Source organism: Betaproteobacteria bacterium, from assembly GCA_016720065.1.
Taxonomy (GTDB): domain Bacteria; phylum Pseudomonadota; class Gammaproteobacteria; order Burkholderiales; family Rhodocyclaceae; genus SSSZ01.
This window is the reverse complement of the sequence record JADJXY010000002.1, coordinates 2444489-2462989: the sequence shown is the minus strand read 5'-3', so window position 1 is coordinate 2462989 and position 18501 is coordinate 2444489. Positions and strand designations below refer to the sequence as shown.

At 66.1% G+C, this 18501-nt stretch carries 20 protein-coding genes; 9 read left to right on the top strand and 11 right to left on the bottom strand.

Annotated features, from left to right (window positions below):
- The first annotated feature begins 13 nt into the window (after positions 1 to 13).
- From IPM73_14765 to IPM73_14725, 9 genes are all read left to right on the top strand, one after another.
- A complete protein-coding gene (locus IPM73_14765; protein MBK8919263.1) occupies positions 14 to 1267 on the top strand; it encodes a D-amino acid dehydrogenase in 1254 nt (417 codons plus the stop codon).
- Positions 1261 to 2025, top strand: a complete 765-nt coding sequence (locus IPM73_14760; protein ID MBK8919262.1) for a TatD family hydrolase — start codon at positions 1261 to 1263, stop codon at positions 2023 to 2025. Before IPM73_14765 ends, IPM73_14760 begins: the two co-directional genes overlap by 7 nt.
- 130 nt (positions 2026 to 2155) lie before the next feature.
- The gene (locus IPM73_14755) at positions 2156 to 2428 is read left to right on the top strand and encodes a chaperone NapD (GenBank protein ID MBK8919261.1); all 273 of its coding nucleotides are present in this window, start codon (positions 2156 to 2158) and stop codon (positions 2426 to 2428) included.
- Positions 2429 to 2438: 10 nt separating this feature from the next.
- Positions 2439 to 4979, top strand: a complete 2541-nt coding sequence (gene napA, locus IPM73_14750) for a nitrate reductase catalytic subunit NapA (protein MBK8919260.1) — start codon at positions 2439 to 2441, stop codon at positions 4977 to 4979.
- A gap of 79 nt (positions 4980 to 5058) precedes the next feature.
- Positions 5059 to 5934: a ferredoxin-type protein NapG gene (gene napG, locus IPM73_14745; protein MBK8919259.1), complete on the top strand. Its 876-nt coding sequence runs from the start codon at positions 5059 to 5061 to the stop codon at positions 5932 to 5934.
- The gene (gene napH / locus IPM73_14740) at positions 5931 to 6833 is read left to right on the top strand and encodes a quinol dehydrogenase ferredoxin subunit NapH (protein MBK8919258.1); all 903 of its coding nucleotides are present in this window, start codon (positions 5931 to 5933) and stop codon (positions 6831 to 6833) included. The genes napG and napH overlap by 4 nt, the downstream gene beginning before the upstream one ends.
- 30 nt (positions 6834 to 6863) lie before the next feature.
- On the top strand, positions 6864 to 7346 hold the full coding sequence (locus IPM73_14735) for a nitrate reductase cytochrome c-type subunit (GenBank protein MBK8919257.1): 483 nt from the start codon (positions 6864 to 6866) through the stop codon (positions 7344 to 7346).
- A gap of 288 nt (positions 7347 to 7634) precedes the next feature.
- Positions 7635 to 8693, top strand: coding sequence for a beta-propeller fold lactonase family protein (locus IPM73_14730; protein ID MBK8919256.1), 1059 nt, complete (start codon positions 7635 to 7637; stop codon positions 8691 to 8693).
- Between the two features lie 47 nt (positions 8694 to 8740).
- Positions 8741 to 11044: a TonB-dependent receptor gene (locus tag IPM73_14725; GenBank protein MBK8919255.1), complete on the top strand. Its 2304-nt coding sequence runs from the start codon at positions 8741 to 8743 to the stop codon at positions 11042 to 11044.
- A gap of 141 nt (positions 11045 to 11185) precedes the next feature.
- Here IPM73_14725 and ccmI read toward each other — a convergent pair whose 3' ends face one another.
- The 11 genes from ccmI to ccmA form a co-directional block, all read right to left on the bottom strand.
- The gene (gene ccmI / locus IPM73_14720; protein ID MBK8919254.1) at positions 11186 to 12025 is read right to left on the bottom strand and encodes a c-type cytochrome biogenesis protein CcmI; all 840 of its coding nucleotides are present in this window, start codon (positions 12023 to 12025) and stop codon (positions 11186 to 11188) included.
- Complete coding sequence (locus tag IPM73_14715; protein ID MBK8919253.1) at positions 12022 to 12489, bottom strand: cytochrome c-type biogenesis protein CcmH; 468 nt, start codon at positions 12487 to 12489, stop codon at positions 12022 to 12024. Before IPM73_14715 ends, ccmI begins: the two co-directional genes overlap by 4 nt.
- Entirely contained in the window at positions 12486 to 13070 is a 585-nt protein-coding gene (locus IPM73_14710) for a DsbE family thiol:disulfide interchange protein (GenBank protein ID MBK8919252.1), read from the bottom strand. The genes IPM73_14715 and IPM73_14710 overlap by 4 nt, the downstream gene beginning before the upstream one ends.
- Positions 13067 to 15055 (bottom strand): heme lyase CcmF/NrfE family subunit, encoded by a 1989-nt coding sequence (locus tag IPM73_14705; protein MBK8919251.1) that lies wholly within the window; start codon positions 15053 to 15055, stop codon positions 13067 to 13069. Before IPM73_14705 ends, IPM73_14710 begins: the two co-directional genes overlap by 4 nt.
- A gap of 2 nt (positions 15056 to 15057) precedes the next feature.
- Positions 15058 to 15357: a DUF2442 domain-containing protein gene (locus IPM73_14700; protein MBK8919250.1), complete on the bottom strand. Its 300-nt coding sequence runs from the start codon at positions 15355 to 15357 to the stop codon at positions 15058 to 15060.
- Positions 15338 to 15574 carry a DUF4160 domain-containing protein gene (locus IPM73_14695; protein MBK8919249.1) on the bottom strand — a complete coding sequence of 79 codons (237 nt, stop codon included), beginning with the start codon at positions 15572 to 15574 and terminating at the stop codon, positions 15338 to 15340. Before IPM73_14695 ends, IPM73_14700 begins: the two co-directional genes overlap by 20 nt.
- 4 nt (positions 15575 to 15578) lie before the next feature.
- Positions 15579 to 16067: a cytochrome c maturation protein CcmE gene (gene ccmE / locus IPM73_14690; protein ID MBK8919248.1), complete on the bottom strand. Its 489-nt coding sequence runs from the start codon at positions 16065 to 16067 to the stop codon at positions 15579 to 15581.
- Complete coding sequence (ccmD, locus tag IPM73_14685) at positions 16064 to 16264, bottom strand: heme exporter protein CcmD (protein ID MBK8919247.1); 201 nt, start codon at positions 16262 to 16264, stop codon at positions 16064 to 16066. Before ccmD ends, ccmE begins: the two co-directional genes overlap by 4 nt.
- Positions 16264 to 17013 (bottom strand): cytochrome c biogenesis protein CcsA, encoded by a 750-nt coding sequence (gene ccsA, locus IPM73_14680; GenBank protein MBK8919246.1) that lies wholly within the window; start codon positions 17011 to 17013, stop codon positions 16264 to 16266. Before ccsA ends, ccmD begins: the two co-directional genes overlap by 1 nt.
- Positions 17010 to 17678: a heme exporter protein CcmB gene (gene ccmB / locus IPM73_14675; GenBank protein ID MBK8919245.1), complete on the bottom strand. Its 669-nt coding sequence runs from the start codon at positions 17676 to 17678 to the stop codon at positions 17010 to 17012. The genes ccsA and ccmB overlap by 4 nt, the downstream gene beginning before the upstream one ends.
- Before the next feature lie 157 nt (positions 17679 to 17835).
- A complete protein-coding gene (ccmA, locus tag IPM73_14670; protein MBK8919244.1) occupies positions 17836 to 18450 on the bottom strand; it encodes a cytochrome c biogenesis heme-transporting ATPase CcmA in 615 nt (204 codons plus the stop codon).
- Between the last annotated feature and the right edge of the window lie 51 nt (positions 18451 to 18501).

Sequence of the window (18501 nt, the reverse complement as noted above, 5' to 3'; positions counted from 1 at the left end):
GGCGGGACGGCCGATGAGGATTCTGGTGCTGGGGGCCGGCGTGGTCGGCACCGCGAGCGCCTGGTATCTCGCGCGGGAGGGGCACCAGGTCACGGTCGTGGACCGCCAGCCCGGGGCGGGACTCGAAACCAGTTTTGCCAACGGGGGCCAGATTTCCGTCTCCCACGCCGAACCCTGGGCCAATCCTCACGTCCTGGGCAAGGTCGCCGCCTGGATCGGTCGCGAGGATGCGCCCCTGCTGGTGCGCTGGCGTCTCGACCCCGATTTCCTGCGCTGGGGCCTCGCCTTTCTGGCCAACTGCCTGCCGGGCAGAACCCGGGAAAACATCCGTGCCATCGTTTCCCTGGCGCTCTACAGCCGGCGTTGTCTGGGAGAATTGCGCCGTGATCTGGCCCTGGAGTACGACCAGTTGCAGCGCGGCATCCTCCATCTCTATACCGACGCGGGGGATTTCCGGCGCGCCACCGAGGCGTCGGCCATCATGCGTTCCCTGGGGCTGGACCGGCAGGCCGTGTCCGCTGACGCCTGTGTCGCCATCGAACCTGCCCTGGCCGGGGCGCGGCCCCTCTTGGTGGGGGGTGACTTCACCGCCAGTGACGAGTCCGGCGACGCCCATCGCTTCACCCAGTCCCTGGCCGACCGGGCTCGGGCGGCGGGAGTCGCCTTCCGTACCGGCACGAGGGTCGAAAGCCTGGTGGCCACCGGTCCGCGGCTGACGGGGGCCGTCGTGCGGGGGGAGGGCGGGCCCGAGACGCTGGCCGCCGACGCCTGCGTCGTCGCCCTGGGCAGTTACAGCCCGGGACTGCTCAAGCCCCTGGGGATCCGTTTGCCGGTGACTCCGGCCAAGGGCTACTCCGCCACCCTGCCGCTGGCGCAGGACAGCGGTGCCCCCAGCGTCAGCCTGACCGACGACGGTTACAAGATCGTCATCTCGCGTCTGGGTGAACGCCTGCGCATCGCGGGTACGGCGGAATTCAACGGCTACAACCTGGACCTCAACCCCGTGCGCTGCCAGGCTCTGCTGCGCCGGACGCGGGAACTCTTTCCCGCCCTGCGTCCGGCGGGGGAACCGCTCTTCTGGTGCGGCCTGCGCCCCGCGACTCCCTCCAACCGGCCCCTGATCGGGCGTTGTCGCTACGACAACCTATGGCTCAATACCGGCCATGGAACCCTCGGCTGGACCCTGGCCTGCGGGTCGGCGGCGGCCCTGTGCGATCTCATCGCCGGGCGCCGGCCGGAGCCGGATTTCCCCTTTCTCGCATGCTGATCGACACGCACTGCCATCTCGACGCGCGGGAATTCGACCCCGATCGGGAGACCCTGGTCGCCGCTGCCCGGGAGCAGGGCGTTGCGGCGTGGATCGTCCCCGGGGTCGCTGCGGTGGATTTCCCGCGCCTGCGGGCCTGTTGCGCCGTCTACCCGGGCAGCTTCGCGGCCTACGGGCTTCATCCGCTGTACGTCCGCGAGGCGCATGAAGAAGATGTGGATGTGCTCGACGACTGGCTCCATCGGGAGCGGCCCGTCGCCGTGGGGGAAATCGGTCTCGACTGCTACCTTCCCGAACTCGATCTGCCGCGCCAGGAGCGCTTTTTCGCCGCCCAGCTCAAACTGGCCCGCAAGCACGACCTGCCGGTCATCCTGCATGTGCGGCGGGCCGTCGATCAGATCGTCGGGCATCTGCGCCGTGTCCCCGTCCGCGGCGGCATTGCCCACGCCTTCAACGGCAGCCGGCAGCAGGCGGAAACCCTCATCGCCCTCGGCTTCAAGCTGGGATTCGGCGGGGCGATGACCTACAGCGGCTCGACCCGCATCCGCCACCTGGCGGCGACCCTGCCGTTGTCGGCCATCGTTCTGGAAACCGACGCCCCCGACATCCCGCCGGCCTGGCTGAATCGCGGTCGCAACACGCCGGCCGAACTGCTCCCCATCGCCCGGGAATTCGCCGCGCTGCGCCAACTGCCCCTGGAGCAGGTGGTGAGCGAGATCGGCGCCAATGTGCGCACCCTGTTTCCCCGAGTGGGCTAGTTCCTTCGGTTTGATCCTGGTCAACCTTTGGCCAAAAGAAGGATCGACCGCTTGCCAGTTTGACCTGTGCTAAAAACACCCCAATCCCTGTAGGGCTAAAGTGCAGCGACCTGTTAACGACGAGTCGCCCATGGTCAACCCTGTGTCCTGTCCTGCCCATATCTCCAGCCTGATCGTGGCCGCCCGGCCCGAGGGAATCGAGGGCTTGCGGGCCGCGTTCGCGGCGCTCCCCGGTGTCGAGCTTCACGCCGTCGCCGAAGACGGTCGTCTGATCGTCACCGTGGAAACGGCTTCCGAAGAGGCGACCGTCGAAAGATTCGAAACGATCCGCCAGCTCCCGGATGTCCTGTCCGCGGCCATGGTGTATCACCGCTATGAAACCGATCCAGACGAGGAGGCCTGAAATGATCGAAATGAAACTGACCCGGCGTGATTTCATCAAGAGCAATGCCGTTGCCGCCGCCGCCACGGTGGCCGGCTTTGGTGCGCCGGAAGCCCTGGCCCAGCAGAAGGGCAAGGACGACGGTGTGCGTTGGGACAAGGGCGTGTGCCGCTATTGCGGCACCGGCTGCGGCGTTCTCGTAGGCGTCAAGGACGGCCGCGTGGTGGCCACCCAGGGCGACCCGGACGCGCCGGTCAATCGGGGCCTAAACTGCATCAAGGGCTATTTCCTGTCCAAGATCATGTACGGCAAGGACCGCCTGACCCAGCCGCTCCTGCGCATGAAGGACGGCAAGTTCGACAAGGCCGGCGAGTTCAAGCCGGTGTCGTGGAAGCAGGCCTTCGACATCATGGAAGAAAAGTGCAAGGCAGCCCTGAAGGAAGGCGGCCCGCGCAACGTCGCCATGTTCGGCTCTGGCCAGTGGACCGTATGGGAAGGCTACGCCGCCGCGAAGCTGTTCAAGGCCGGCTTCCGCTCCAACAACCTCGACCCCAACGCCCGCCATTGCATGGCCTCGGCCGTGGCCGGCTTCATGCGCACCTTCGGCATCGACGAGCCCATGGGCTGCTACGACGACATGGAGCATGCCGACGCCTTCGTGCTGTGGGGCTCCAATATGGCCGAGATGCACCCCATCCTGTGGTCGCGCATCACCGACCGCCGCCTGACAGCCAAGCAGGTGAAGATCCACGTTCTGTCCACCTTCAACCATCGCTCCTGCGAACTGGCCGACAACACCCTGATCTTCAATCCCCAGTCCGATCTCGCCATCCTCAACTACATCTGCAATCACATCATCCAGAACGGCGCGGTGAACCAGGCTTTCGTGGACAAGCACGTCAAGTTCGCCAAGGGCGTCACTGATATCGGCTACGGCCTCAGACCCAACCACCCGCTGGAAAAGGTGGCCATGAACAATGGCTACCCGGGCGAGGACGGCAAGCCCAAGGGCAACCCCAACAACTCTGCGCCCATGACCTTCGACGAGTTCAAGGCCTTCGTCTCCGAATACACCCTGGACAAGACGCACGAAATTTCCGGCGTGCCCAAGGAAAACCTGGAGGCCCTGGCCAAGGCCTACGCCGACCCCAAGACCAAGGTCTGCTCCTACTGGACCATGGGCTTCAACCAGCACACCCGCGGCACCTGGGTGAACAACATGATCTACAACGTCCACCTGCTGGTGGGCAAGATTTCCGAACCCGGCAATGGCCCCTTCTCGCTGACTGGCCAGCCTTCCGCCTGCGGCACCGCCCGCGAGGTGGGCACCTTCGCCCACCGCCTGCCGGCCGACATGGTGGTCATGAACCCCAAGCACCGGGAACTTTCGGAAAAACTCTGGAAGCTTCCCGCCGGCACGCTGCCCGACTGGATCGGTCTGCACGCCGTAGCCCAGTCCCGGGCCTTGAAGGACGGCAAGGTGGGCTTCTTCTGGTCCACCACCACCAACAACATGCAGGCGGGGCCCAACGTCAACGAGGAAATTTACCCCGGCTGGCGCAACCCGAAGGCTTTTGTCGTCCATTCCGACGTCTACCCGACGGTTTCCGCCATGTCCGCCGACCTCATCTTGCCCTCTGCCATGTGGATGGAGAAGGAAGGCGCCTACGGCAACGCCGAGCGCCGGGGTCAGTTCTGGCGCCAGCAGGTGAAGGCGCCGGGCGAGTGCAAATCCGATCTCTGGCAATACGTGGAATTCGCCAAGCGCTTCAAGACGGAAGAAGTCTGGCCGGCCGAGCTCCTCGACAAGATGCCGGAGTACAAGGGCAAGACCCTCTACGACGTGCTCTACGCCAATAAGGACACCACCCGCTGGGGCCTGGACGAGGTCAAGAAGGTGAACGCCCACGCCATCAAGGACTACATGAACGACGAGTCCCAGGCCTGCGGCTTCTACCTGCAAAAGGGCCTCTTCGAGGAATACGCGGCTTTCGGCCGTGGCAAGGCCCACGACCTGGCCGACTTCGACGTCTATCACAAGGCCCGCGGCCTGCGCTGGCCAGTGGTTGATGGCAAGGAAACCCTGTGGCGCTTCCGCGAAGGTTACGACACCTACGTGCCCAAGGGCGAAGGCGTGCGCTTCTACGGCTTCCCGGATGGCAAGGCGGTGGTCTACGCCCTGCCTTACCAGCCTGCCGCCGAAATGCCCGATGCGGACTTCGACCTCTGGCTGTGTACCGGCCGCGTACTGGAGCACTGGCACACCGGCTCCATGACCCGGCGCGTGCCCGAACTGTACAAGGCGGTACCTGATGCCGTGGTCTACATGCATCCGGAAGACGCCAAGAAGCGCAGCCTGGCGCGGAACGACGTGGTCAAGGTCAGCACTCGCCGCGGTGAAATCCAGCTGCGGGTGGAGACCAAGGGCCGCAACAAGCCCCCCGTCGGACTGGTTTTCATCCCCTTCTTCGACGAAAGCCGCCTGGTCAACAAACTGACCCTGGACGCTACTTGCCCGATTTCGAAAGAAACCGACTTCAAGAAGTGCGCCTGCAAGGTGGTCAAGGCCTAAGGCGTGGATTAGCGGAACAAGGCAATCAGGGAGTGCCGCGACAGGGTGGGGCCACGGCCCCACCCGCCGGCTGACTGCCATGGCCAAAATCCAATCCTCCGCCTCTCGCCGGCAGTTCCTCGCCGACAGCGCCAAGATGGCCTGCGGGGTCGGCATGCTGGGCCTCGGTCTGGGGCTCTACGCCAAGCAGAGCAAGGCTCTGCCGGCGCTGGCCCTGCGCCCGCCGGGCGCCGGAGCCGAAGGGGATTTCCTCGGCGCCTGCATCCGCTGCGGCCTGTGCGTGCGCGACTGCCCCTACAACACGCTCAGCCTGGCCAGGCCCGAAACGCCGGTGGCCACCGGCACCCCCTACTTCACCGCCCGCCAGGTGCCGTGCGAAATGTGCGACGACATCCCCTGCGTCAAGGCCTGCCCGACGGGCGCCCTCGACCACGGGCTCACCGACATCAACAAGGCGAAGATGGGCTTGGCGGTGCTCATCGACCACGAGACCTGCCTCAACTTCCTCGGCCTGCGCTGCGACGTCTGCTACCGGGTGTGCCCGGTGATCGACAAGGCCATCACCCTGGAACTGGTGCCCAACACCCGCACCGGGCGCCACACCATGTTCCTGCCCACCGTGCATTCCGAGCACTGCACCGGCTGCGGCAAGTGCGAGAAAGCCTGCGTGCTGCAGGAGGCCGCCATCCGCGTGCTGCCGGCCAAACTGGCCAAGGGCGCCCTGGGCGAACACTACCGCCTGGGCTGGGAGGAAAAGCAGAAAGCCGGTCATTCCCTCATCGACGAAAAGAGCGTGGTGGACCTGCCCGACCGCCTGCCGGAAGGCGTCACCCTGCCCAACCATTACGACCCGGCCGGCGGCGGTGTCGCCGTGCCCTCGGCCCCGCCGGGCATGCCCGGCAGCGTGGCCGGCCCCGTGCCCAGCGCACCGCCCGGACTGGGAGGCGGCAAATGAGCGCCACCGCCAAGCGCCGCACCGGTGCCGAAGCCGTCGCCGTCAAGGGCTGGTTCGCCGCCCACAAGTGGCTGCTGCTGCGCCGCCTGTCCCAACTGGGCATCCTGGCGCTCTTCCTCCTGGGCCCCCTGGCCGGTCTGTGGATCGTCAAGGGCAACCTCAGCTACAGCCTGACCCTGGGCGTCCTGCCCCTCACCGACGCCTACGTCGTCCTGCAGTCTCTGATGACCGGGCATGTGCCGGAAAAGTTGGGGTTCATCGGCGTCGCCATCGTCGTCGCCTTCTATTTTCTGGTGGGCGGTCGCGTCTATTGCAGCTGGGTGTGCCCGGTCAACCTGGTCACCGACGCTGCCGGCTGGCTGCGCGAGCGCCTGGGCCTGAAGGGCAGCATCCATCTGGCCCGGGAAACCCGCTTCTGGATACTGGCCATGACCGGGATCGGCTCCGCCCTGACCGGCGTGGTGCTGTGGGAGCTGGTCAACCCCGTTTCCATGCTCCACCGCGGCCTCATCTTCGGCCTGGGAACCGCCTGGACGATCGTCCTGGCCGTCTTTCTCTTCGACCTTTTCGTCATGAGCCGGGGCTGGTGCGGCCACCTCTGCCCGGTGGGCGCCTTCTACGGCCTTCTCGGCCGCTGGAGCCCTCTGCGCGTCAGCGCTCCCGCCCGCGCCGCCTGCAACGACTGCATGGACTGTTACGAGATTTGCCCGGAACCCCAGGTCATCCGCCCCGCCCTCAAAGGAGGCGGCAGCCCGGTGATCCTGGCCGCCAGCTGTACCAACTGCGGCCGTTGCATCGACGTCTGTTCCAAGGACGTCTTTCGCTTCGGAGCCCGATTCGCCAACCCGGAAACGACACCGCCTGCGGCTCCCGCGGAGGCGTCGGGTTCTGCCACGTGATTTGAAGATTTTTTAGGAGGAGCGCCCATCATGAACCACTCTTTGAAGACGACTTTTGCCATCCTGGCGACCGCCGCCTGCTGGGCACTTGCTCCGCAGGCCATCGGGCAGGAAGCCCCAAAGCCCATGCGGGGTGCCGACGTCGCGGCCCCCGATCAGGCTCCGGAGGCCAAACAGTATCTGGGCGGCAAGCCCGGCGGGCAGCAGAAGGTGGCGCGCACCTTCAAGAGTCAGCCGCCGGTGATTCCCCATGCGGTCGAGAATTTCGACGAAATCAGCCTGGAGGAAAACCAGTGCCTGAGTTGCCATGGAGCCGATACCTACAAGAAGAAGAAAGCTCCCAAGGCCGGCGACAGTCACTTTGTGGACCGTGAAGGGCGCAAGCTCGATGCCGCGTCGGCGGCTCGCCACAACTGCGTCCAGTGCCACGTGCCCCAGGTGGATGCCCCGCCGCTGGTGGAAAACGACTTCAAGGGCGACGTTGCCGCCACCAAGCCGGCCAAGAAAAACTGATCTTTTTCCGAGATCATCAAAGCCAGGGAACCTTCGGGTTCCCTTTTTTTGCTCGCGCAAGGACGCCGGGAAAATTTCCCGAGACGCCCCGATGCCATCCCGGGAAAATGGCCAGTTGTGGCTGATGGGGTTCGGGGGAATGTCGGGCTAAACTCTGCGCCTGCGTCGATCTGGCCTCGCGCAGTTCGGGATTTCCTCCTGGTCCGTCGCCCCTCGGGGGCGGGCCGGGGGCCTGGCGCGAGGTGCTGCGTCCCCGTCTTTTCCCATCCCAGTCCACCAGGAGACATCATGTCGCGTACTTCCCGTCTATTGCTGACCTTGGCCGCCATCGGCCTTGGCTTTTCCTCCCCTGCGCGGGCGCTGGATCGTGGTCTGGCCTACGTCAGCCAGCAGAACGGCGGCGTCGCCGTCATCGACATCGGCAGCCGCAAGCTGATCCGGACCCTGGATGTCGCAGCCGGCGGCCCACGGGGCATTGGCATCAGCAAGGACGGCCGCCTTCTGGTGACGGCCAACAAGGATGGCGGGAACCTTTCCGTAATCGATCTGGGCGGTGAGAAACCTGTGCGCCACGTCAAGATCGGCAAGAATCCCGAGTTCGTCCGGGTGCTGGGCGAGCGCGTCTACGTCACCTATGAGCCCAGTGCCAAAGGCGGTCCCCCGCCCAAGGCGGGCAGCGCCCCCGCTGCCGACGATGACGACGATGATCTGGTCCCGGCTCGCATCGCCATCGTCGATGTGAAGCGGGGCAAGGTGCTGCGCGAAATCGTCAGCGGCCCGGAAACCGAAGGCATCGAGTTTTCCGCCGACGGGCGCCGCATGGCGGTGACCAACGAGGCCGACAACACCATCACCGTGTACGACCTCAAGAGCGGCCGCCTCCTGAAGACCGTCGCCACCAAGGCGTACGGCGACCGTCCCCGTGGCATCAAGCGCTCGCCGGACGGCAAGCATTACGCCGTGACCCTGGAATTCGGTGACAAGCTTCTCCTGCTCGACGCCGATTTCAAGCCGGTCAAGGCAGTGGCCACGGGCAAGACGCCCTATGGCGTGGCCTACGACCGCAGCGGTGCGCGCCTCTTCGTTGCCGCCTCCCGGGACAATGCCTTGCAGGTCTTCGATGCCACAAGCCTGGAGAAGCTCCTCGACATTCCGGTGGGCCAGCGCTGTTGGCATTTCAGCTTCACTCCGGACGAAAGGGAAATCCTCGTCGCCTGCGGCCGCTCCAACGAAGTGCTCGTCATCGATGCCGAGAAGCTCGAGGTGACCGGAAGCATCGCCGTTCCCGGGCTGCCCTGGGGACTGGTGACTTCACCCAAGGCCCTGGGCAGCCTCGATCAACCCTGATTGTTCAACCGGCGGCCTTCCAGGCCGCCTTTCTTCACTGGAACACCATGTCTACGCGAATCTGGACCCGCAGTACCCTCTGCCTCGCCGTCGGTGCCGCCTTTTGCGGCGCCGCTACCGCCCAATCCACCGTGCAATTGCCCACCGTCGAGGTGGTCGGGACGACGCCTCTGTCGGGCCTGGGCGTGGCGCGGGAACAGGTGCCGGCCAACGTCCAGTCCACCCGCGCCCGGGACTTGCGCGAGAAGGAAGCCCAGAATCTGCCCGAATTCATGGCCCGCCAACTGCCCAGCGTCAATGTGAATGAAATCCAGGGCAACCCCTATCAGGCCGATCTCAATTACCGGGGCTTCGTCGCCTCGCCCCTCCTGGGCACTCCCCAGGGGCTTTCGGTGTACCTGGACGGCGTGCGGGCCAACGAAGCCTTCGGCGATACCGTCAATTGGGATCTCATCCCCAAGTCCGCCATCGCCTCCATGGACCTGATGCCGGGTTCCAACCCCCTCTTCGGGCTCAATACCCTGGGCGGCGCCCTGTCTCTGCGCACCAAGAATGGTTTTGACGATGCCGGGGGCGAGGTCGAGATTTCTGCTGGCAGCTTCGGTCGCCGCAACGTGGAGGCCTCCTACGGCGGAAATCGCGGCACCCTGGGCTGGTTCGTCGCCGCCGACTGGTTTGACGAAGATGGTTGGCGCGATCATTCTCCCTCGGAGGTGAAACAGTTTTTCGGCAAGCTCTCCCATCGCGGGGAGCGCCTGGAAGCCGACCTATCCCTCACCCACGGCCGATCGGACCTGATCGGCAACGGCGTCCTGCCCCTGTCGATGTTGCGCGAACGGCGGGACCAGATTTTCACCTACCCCGACAACACGAAAAACGAGATGACCCAGATCGCCCTCACGGGCAAGTGGTGGCTCTCGGACGCCAGCAATCTGTCGGGTAGTCTCTACCATCGTCGCACGCGGACCAGTACCCTGAACGGGGACGCCAACGACGACTACGAGGACGCCTACGAGGACGCCGTCCTCAACGCGACCCCCCTGCCGACGGAAACCGGGGTCCACAACCGGACCCGCACCATCCAGGATGGGAGCGGGGCCTCCCTGCAATGGAATCTGATCGACGACCGCCACACCCTGGCCCTGGGCGTGTCCCACGATCAGGCCCGGGTGCGCTTCCGTCAGACCGCCGCCGAAGGGGTGATCGACGCCGGGCGCGGCGTCTCCGACCTGGAGGAGGACGAACTGGAAAACAAGTTGCGCGGCACCACCCGTACCAGCAGCCTGTTCATCACCGACACCTACGCCCTCACCCCGGCCCTCCACCTGAGCGCCTCAGCGCGCTACAACTACAGCCGGGTGAAGACGATAGACGAACTCAATCCATCCGCACCCCACAACCTGGATGGCGACCATCGCTACCGCAAGCTCAATCCCGCCCTGGGGCTGACCTGGCAGGCCATGCCTTCCCTCAATGCCTATGTCGGGTTCAACCAGGGCACCCGGGTGCCGACCCCCATCGAACTGGGTTGCGCCGACTCGGACCATCCCTGCTCCCTGCCCAACGCCATGGCCGCCGACCCCTTCCTCAAGCAGGTGGTGTCCCGCACCCTGGAAGCCGGCTTACGCGGCAAGCTGGCCGGCGACATCCGCTGGAACGCCGGCGTCTTCCGCACCCTCAGCAAGGACGACATCCTCTTCGTGGGAACGTCCACCAGCGCCGGCTACTTCGACAATTTCGGCGAAACCCTGCGCCAGGGCATCGAACTCGGGGCCAGCGGGCGCTATCGCCGCTTCGACTGGAGCGCCAGCTACAGCTATCTGCACGCCACCTTCCGGTCAGACGCCTGCGTCCTGGCGGAAAACAACAGCAGCGCCGGGGCTTCGGCCCTGTGTGCGGGCGACGAAATCCGCGTCAAGTCCGGTGACCGCATTCCCGGCCTGCCTGCCCACAGCCTGAAGCTCGGCCTGTCCTGGAAGGCCCTGGACTGGCTGCGGGTGGGCGGCGACGTGCAGGCCTTCAGCAGCCAGTACGTGCGGGGCAACGAGAACAACCAGCACCGTGCCGGCAGCACTGGCGGGGAAACCTACGAAGGCCCCGGCAAGATTCCCGGTTACGCCATCGTCAACGTCAATGCCGACGCCGACCTGGGAGCAGGCTGGGAAATGTTCGCCAAGGTCACCAACCTGTTCGACAAGCATTACGCCACCGGGGGCATCCTGGCGGAGAACCCCTTTGCCAACGGCGCCTTCCAGGCCGATCCCGACGACTGGAGGCACGAAACCTTCGTCGCTCCCGGCGCGCCACGGGCGGGCTGGATTGGGGTGCGCTATCGCTTCGGCGGACGCTGACGCTTCCGGTCCGGCGCAGCAACGAGGGCGAGGAATTCCTCGCCCTTTTTCGTGGCTGGAGGGTGGCGCTTGGCCGGGATTCCCGGATTGCTCAGGGTGAGCGGGGCCGGCCTCGCGCAGTGACGGGGCATTGGCGCGAAGCTACTTGGCCGGCTGGCGCAGTTTTTCGATGCTGCTCTTCAGCATGGCCTCGATTTCCGTTCCCGGTTCGACCATGGGCAGCAGCTTTTCCCAATAGCGGAGTGCTTCGGCCCGCTGGCCGGCCTGCATGGCGGCGGCGCCGGCCAGGAGCAGGGCGTGGCCGTTTTCCGGATCGAGCTTCAAGGCAGCATCCACCAATTCCCGCGGCTTGCCGACGAAGCCGGTATTGCCCGCCATGGCCAGGGTTTCGGCGTATTCGGTGAGCAGGCCGGCGTCCTGGCGGACCAGGGTTTCACCCTTGCCGTAGGCCTCGGCGGCTTCCGCCAGGCGGCCCATGGCCTTGTAGGAACGGCCCAGCATGACCCAGCCCTTGGGATCGTCCGGATTGGCCTTGAGGCGCTCGGCAAGCTTGCTGACCATGGCTTCGATCTGCTGCGGCGTCACCTGGGGTCGGGCGACGCGGGCCTGCGGATCCAGGGCGGCCGGCGTGCCCAGTTGGTGATAGACGCCCACCGCGGCGAGAGGCAGGGCGACGAGCAGGGCGAGGGCCGCCTTGCGGCTGGGGGCGCGGCTCTGCTGGGCTACGGCGAGATCTTCGTTCACTTCCTGCAGCAGGCGGTGCTGGAGTTCCCGCCGGGCCTGCTCGAAATCGGGTTCGGTCAGGCTGCCTTCGCTCTTTTCCTTTTCCAGTTCCGCCAGTTGGTCACGAAAGATGGCCAAATTGGCTTCGCGGCGCTCGGTGACGGCGTTGTCCGGCCGTCTGCCGAACCATAGGGGAGGCAACAGGAAGGCAGCGACGACGACGATGAGCAGCGTCGCGAAAACGGCAAAAAGAGTCATGGGTTGCGGGTTTCGTTGAGGAGGGCCTCGGCGCGGCGGGCCTCGTCGGCGGAGAGGGGAGAATCGTCGGTGACCTGGAGGTTGCGCTGCCTCAGGTAGCGGACGAGGGCGACCAGGCCGAGGAACATGAGCAGCAGGGGGCCGGCCCAGAGCAGGACGGTCGTGGCCTTGACCGGCGGCCGGTAGAGGACGAAGTCGCCGTAGCGGGCCACCATGAAGTCGATGATTTCCTTGTCCGACTTGCCGGCCTGGATCATGCCGCGGATTTCCCGGCGCAGGTCCTGGGCCAGTTCGGCGTTGGAATCGGCGATGTTCTGGTTCTGGCAGACCAGGCAGCGCAGTTCCTCGGAGAGTTTGATCAGGCGTTTTTCCGCCACCGGGTCGTCGGCCAGCGGTGCCGCATCCTTGGCCGTGGCGGCGAGGGCAAAGCAGGCGAGGGCGAAGGCGAGGAACAGCCGCTTCACCTGGAAAGCTCCCCGACCAGGGGCAGGATCTTGCTGCCCAGGACGTCCGGCGTGATGGGGCCGGTGTGCTTCAGGCGGATGACGCCGGCCTTGTCGATGACGTAGGTCTCGGGCACGCCATAGACGCCGTAGTCGATGCCGACGCGGCCGTCCAGGTCGAGGACGGAAAGGGTGTAGGGATCGCCGTGCTGGGTCAGCCAGCGGCTGGCCCGCTCGATGGCGAGCTTGGTTTCCTGGTCGGCGGCGATCTTGCTCATGTCGAACTCGCCGTCGCCGCGGACCTCCTTGTAATTGAGGCCCACCAGGGGCACGCTGGCGCGTTTGGCGAATTCCACCAGGACCGGGTGTTCCTGGCGGCAGGAGACGCACCAGGAGGACCAGACGTTCAGGAGCCACACCTTGCCGGCCATGTCCTTGGGGCCGAAGGCCTGGTCCGGCTTGGCCAGGACGGGCAGGGCGAAGGCCGGCGCCGGCTTGCCCACCAGGGGCGAGGGCACGTCGCGGGGGTTGAGGCCGAGGCCGACGGCCAACAACGCCACCAGGGCGACGAAGCCACCGAGAATCCAGAGATACTTGTTCATGCGTTTTGGGCTCCGGCGGGGAGGGTGGCAGCGCAACGGGCCTTGACCCGGTAGCGGCGGTCGAGCATGGCCATGAGGCCGCCCAGGGCCATCAGGACGCAACCGCCCCAAATCCAGTCCACGAAGGGTTTGTAGTAGACGCGCACCGCCCAGGCCCCTTCGGGCTTGTCCCGCTCGATGGGCTCGCCGAGGGAGACATAGACGTCGCGCAGGAAGCCGGCGTCGATGGCCGCCTCGGTCATAGGCATGGCGGAGGAGTGGTAATTGCGTTTTTCCGGCGCCATCTTGCGCAGAAACTTGCCGTCCACCGACAAATCCACATCGCCCCGGGCGGCGCTGTAATTGGGGCCCTCGACCCCCTTCACGCCGTTGAATCTGAAGCTGTAGCCGGCCACGGTGACGGTGTCGCCGGGTTCCATCTTGACGTCCTTCTCGTCCTGGAAACCGCCCACCATGGCGACGCCGACCGTGAAAACGGCGATGCCGATGTGGGCCAGATGCATGCCGTAGAAGTGGCGCGGCTGCTTCAGGGCGGCGGTGAGGAAAGGCTGGCCGGCGCGGGTATGCTGCACCCGCTCGACGAAATTGAGCACCGCGGTGGCGACGATCCAGGCCGCCAGCAGGAGGCCGAGGCCGACCAGGGGCGTCCAGCTGCCGTAGGCCAGGGGCAGGGCGACGGCCACCACGACCGCGACAGCGAAGGCCCAGCGCACGGTGCGGGCGATTTCGGCCAAGGAGGCCTCCTTCCAGCGGGCGAAGGGTCCGACGCCCATGAGAAAGAGCGCCGGCGCCATCACCGGCACGAAGACGGCGTTGAAGTAGGGGGGGCCGACGGAAATCTTGCCCAGGGCCAGGGCGTCGATGAGCAGCGGGTAGAGGGTGCCCAGCAGCACGGTACCGGCGGCCACCACCAGCAAAACGTTGTTGGTGAGCAGCAGGGATTCCCGCGAGACCAGGCCGAAACGCCCGCCCAGGCCGACCTTGGGCGCCCGCCAGGCGAAGAGCGCCAGGGACGAGCCGATGACGGCAACCAGGAAGATGAGGATGAAGATGCCCCGGGCCGGGTCGGTGGCGAAGGCATGCACCGAGGTCAGCACCCCGGAGCGGACCAGGAAGGTGCCCAGCAGGGAGAGGGAGAAGGCCGAGATGGCCAGCAGCACCGTCCAGTTCTTGAAACTGCCGCGCTTTTCCGTCACCGCCAGGCTATGAACCAGGGCCGTCCCCACCAGCCAGGGCATGAAGGAGGCGTTCTCCACCGGATCCCAGAACCACCAGCCGCCCCAGCCCAACTCGTAGTAGGCCCACCAGGAGCCCATGGCGATACCCAGGGTGAGGAAGATCCAGGCGGCGGTGGTCCACGGCCGGGACCAGCGCGCCCAGGCGGCGTCGAGCTGGCCGGAAAGCAGCGCGGCGATGGCGAAGGCGAAGGCCACCGAGAAACCCACGTAGCCCATGTACAGGAGCGGCGGGTGGATGATGAGGCCCGGATCCTGCAAGAGCGGGTTGAGGTCGCGGCCTTCCTCGGCGGCGGGCAGCAGGCGCTCGAAGGGGTTGGAGGTGACCAGGATGAAGAGCAGGAAGCCGAAGGCCACCAGCCCCAGCACGCCAAGGACGCGGGCCACCATGGTTTCCGGCAGTTGGCGGGAGAAGAGCACGACGGCGGCGGCCCACCAGGAGAGCATCAGCATCCACAGCAAGAGCGACCCCTCGTGGCCGCCCCAGACGCCGGCCACCCGGTAGGGGGTGGGCAGCAGCGAGTTGGAATGCTGGGCCACATAGACCACCGAGAAGTCGTTGGCGACGAAGGCCTGGGTCAGGCAGGCGAAGGAAAAGGTCACCAGCAGGGCGAAGGCCCCGGCGGCCGGACGGGCCAGTGCCACCCACGCCAGACGGTTCCTGTGGGCGCCGATGAGGGGCAGGGTGCCGAGGATGCCGGCCACGACTAGGGCCAGGATAAGGGCGAAGTGACCGAGTTCGGGGATCATGCTCAGGCTCCTCGCGCAGCCAGCCAGCGCTTGAAGGAGGCAGGGCGCTCCGCAGAGCCATGGCCGGCGAGCAGGTTCTCGACGCTGATGTCCTCGTCCAGATCCGGCCAGTGGATGCCATGGCCACGGCCGACAAGTTCCCAATTGGCTCGCTCGGCGGCGGAGCCGGCAGCGAGGCGGGGATACCACGCAATGGGGGCGGACAGCGACCGGCCATCGGCCAGGTCCACCGTCAGCGTGTCGTCGGAAAGCAGTAGGCCGGCGATTTCCGGAATCTCGAGTTCAAGCGTGGAAGTAGTCATTCCAGGCCTCCAGAAGAGTCTTGCGATGTTCGGTTACAAGTTTTGTCAATCGGCTCAGGTCGACGCGGGTGAAATCTTCACTGGTGACCAGCATCACCGGATCGAGCCAGAATTTTGCCACTGCCTTGTCCCGGGCAACGTGGATATGCGGAGGTTCGTTGCCGTCGCCGGCATAGAAGAAAAAACGAAAAGGGCCGCTGCGTAGAACCGTAGGCATAGACTCAGTAACTGGCCGTCGGCTTGGCGGGCGCACCGCCCGCTTCCGCCGCCTTCTTCTCGGCCGCCCGGGCGTGGGCGTCGCCGACGGCCTTGGCGGCTTCCGGCGGCATGTAGTTCTCGTCGTGCTTGGCCAGCACTTCGCTGGCCACGAAAACGCCTTCGCCGCCCAGTTTGCCCTGGGCCACCACGCCCTTCCCTTCCTTGAACAGGTCGGGGAGGATGCCCTTGTAATTGACGGTGAGGTCCTTGTCGGTATCGGTGACGACGAAGCTCACGGTGACGCCGTCGGCCTGGCGCTTGAGGCTGCCTTCCTTGACCAGGCCGCCGATGCGGAAAAGCTTGTCCTGGGGTGCCTTGCCGGCAGCCACGTCGGTGGGGGAGATGTAGAGGGCGATGTTGCTGTTGAGGGCGTTCAGGACCAGGGCGGCGATGACGCCGAGAATGGCAAGGGCGCCGCCGATGAGGGCGAGGCGTTTGTGGCGGGTCTTCATGCGTCGGGTTTTCCGGATTGGCTGCGGGATTCGGCGCGCAACTGGCGCTTCAGGAGGGCGAGGGTGTTCTTTCGATGGCGGGCGACCAGGATCGGTTCAACGATCATGATGAGGGCGGTGACCCCGAAGGAGCCCCAGACGTAGCCAGCGTACCCGCCCATGGCCAGGAAGTCGGCGAAGCTATTCCAGTGGATCATTACCGTTCGCCTCCGGCCAGCAGTTCCTTGACCCAGTCGGTGTGGCGCTCCCGTTCCAGCATGAGGGTGCGCACCCGCATGAGGGCGACGGCGATGGAGTACATCCAGAAGCACAGGGCCATGAGCAGCATGCCCCACAACATGGTGGAAGCCATGGAAGGCGATTTGGTGAGGCTCACCGAGGCGCCCTGGTGCAGGGTGTTCCACCACTTCACCGAGAAATAGATGATGGGCACGTTCACCACGCCCACCAGCAGGAGCAGACCACCGGCCTTGTCGGCCCGGCGGGGGTCATCGATGGCGGCCACCAGCGCCATGTAGCCGATGTAAAGGAAGAGCAGGATCAGTTCGGAAGTGAGCCGCGCGTCCCACACCCACCAGGCGCCCCACATGGGCTTGCCCCACAGGGCGCCGGTCCACAGGGAAAGGAAAGCCATGAGCGCCCCGGTGGGCGCCAGGGCCTGGGCCATCATGCCGGAAAGCCGGGTGTTGAAGGCCAGCCCGATGGCCGCCCAGAAGGCCATGACCAGATAGATGAACATGGACATCCAGGAGGCCGGCACGTGGATGAAGATGATGCGGTAGCCCTCCCCCTGCTGGAAGTCGGTGGGGGCGACCAGCATGCCCAGCCACAGGCCGGCCAGGCCGAAGAGCAGCGAAACGGCGGCGAAATAGGGCACCAGCGCCCCGGCCAGGGGGTAGAAGGCGGACGGTGCGGCGAAGCGGTAGAGGTTGAAGGCGTCTTTCATTCGAGGGCGATCTTCAAGGCGGCGGCCGCAGCCCAGGGGGCGAAGCCGAGGGCGGCGCAGGTCAGGGCGGCCAACAGAGACAGGTGGGCCTGGCCACCGAGGCCGGAAACGGCGGCATCCACGGCCCCGGCGCCAAAAATCAAAACCGGAATATACAGGGGCAGCACGAGGAGCGACAGCAGCACGCCGCCCCCCCGCAGTCCCAGGGTTAACGCGGCGCCGATGCCGCCTATTCCCGAGAGGGCGGGGGTGCCGAGCAAAATCGATCCGGTGAGCACCAGGAGCCCGTCGGCGGGGAGGTCGAATTGCAGGCCCAGGATGGGGGCAAGGACGGCGAGGGGCAGTCCCGAGACCAGCCAGTGAGCGACCACTTTGCCGAGAACCACAAGCCCCAGGGGGTGGGGCGCCAGGGCAAGCTGTTCCAGGGTGCCGTCCCTATGGTCGTCGGCGAAGAGCCTGGGGAGTGAGAGCATGGTCGCCAGCAGGGCGGCGACCCACAGCACCCCGGGGGCGAGTTTGCGCAGCAGGTTGGGCTCCGGGCCGACGCCCAGGGGGAAGAGGCTGACCACGATGATGAAGAAAAACAGGGCCGAGACGATATCCGCCTGGCGGCGCAGGGCGAGTCGCAGATCGCGGCCGATGACCGCCGTGACGATGGAAAGCATCAGGCCAGAAGACGCCCGGCGTCGAAGCGACCGCGCCTCGCCCGCCCGGGTGCGCCCGCGGGTTGGTCACGCCGCGAGGACTTCCTGGTGGCGTGGAGGTCCGGGGCACAAAGCAGTCCGCGCTTTGGCAAGCGGTCGGTCGAGGTTTCCGGATGCATCACGACAGCCGCAATTCCCGGACCGCTCCGGCGGGGATGTCGACGGCCTGGTGGGTGGTCATCACCGCCACGCCGCCCCGTTGCAGGTGGGCGCCGATGAGGCCGGCCAGCCATTCCACCGCCGCCACGTCCAGGGCCACGAAGGGTTCGTCGAGGATCCACAGGGGGCGCTTTTCCTTCACCAGGCGGGCCAGGGCGACGCGGCGCTTCTGGCCCTGGGACAAATATTTGCAGGCCAGATCCTCGCGACCGGCCAGACCCACCTGTTCCAGGGCGTCCAGGGCGTCGTCTTCGGACAGGTCTTCCTCGGCCAGGCGGGCCGCCGCCAGCAGGTTTTCCAGGGGCGTCAGTTCCTCCTTGATGGCGTTCTGGTGGCCCAGATAACACAGGTCGGCCCGGAACTCGTCGCCCAGAACCCTGATCGGTTCGCCCTTCCAGCGGATGGTGCCGGCCTCCGGCGGCAGCAGGCCGATGAGCATGCGCAGCAGGCTGGTCTTGCCGGCGCCGTTCTTGCCTTGCAGGTAAAGCAGTTCGCCCGCCGCGACGCGAAAACCGACGCCGGCGAAAAGGCGGCGGTCGCCGCGCACGCATTCCAGGTTGTCTGCTTCCAGCATGAAAAAACCGCGAAAAATCAGGGGCAAATTATGAGGGCGCCAGTGTACCGG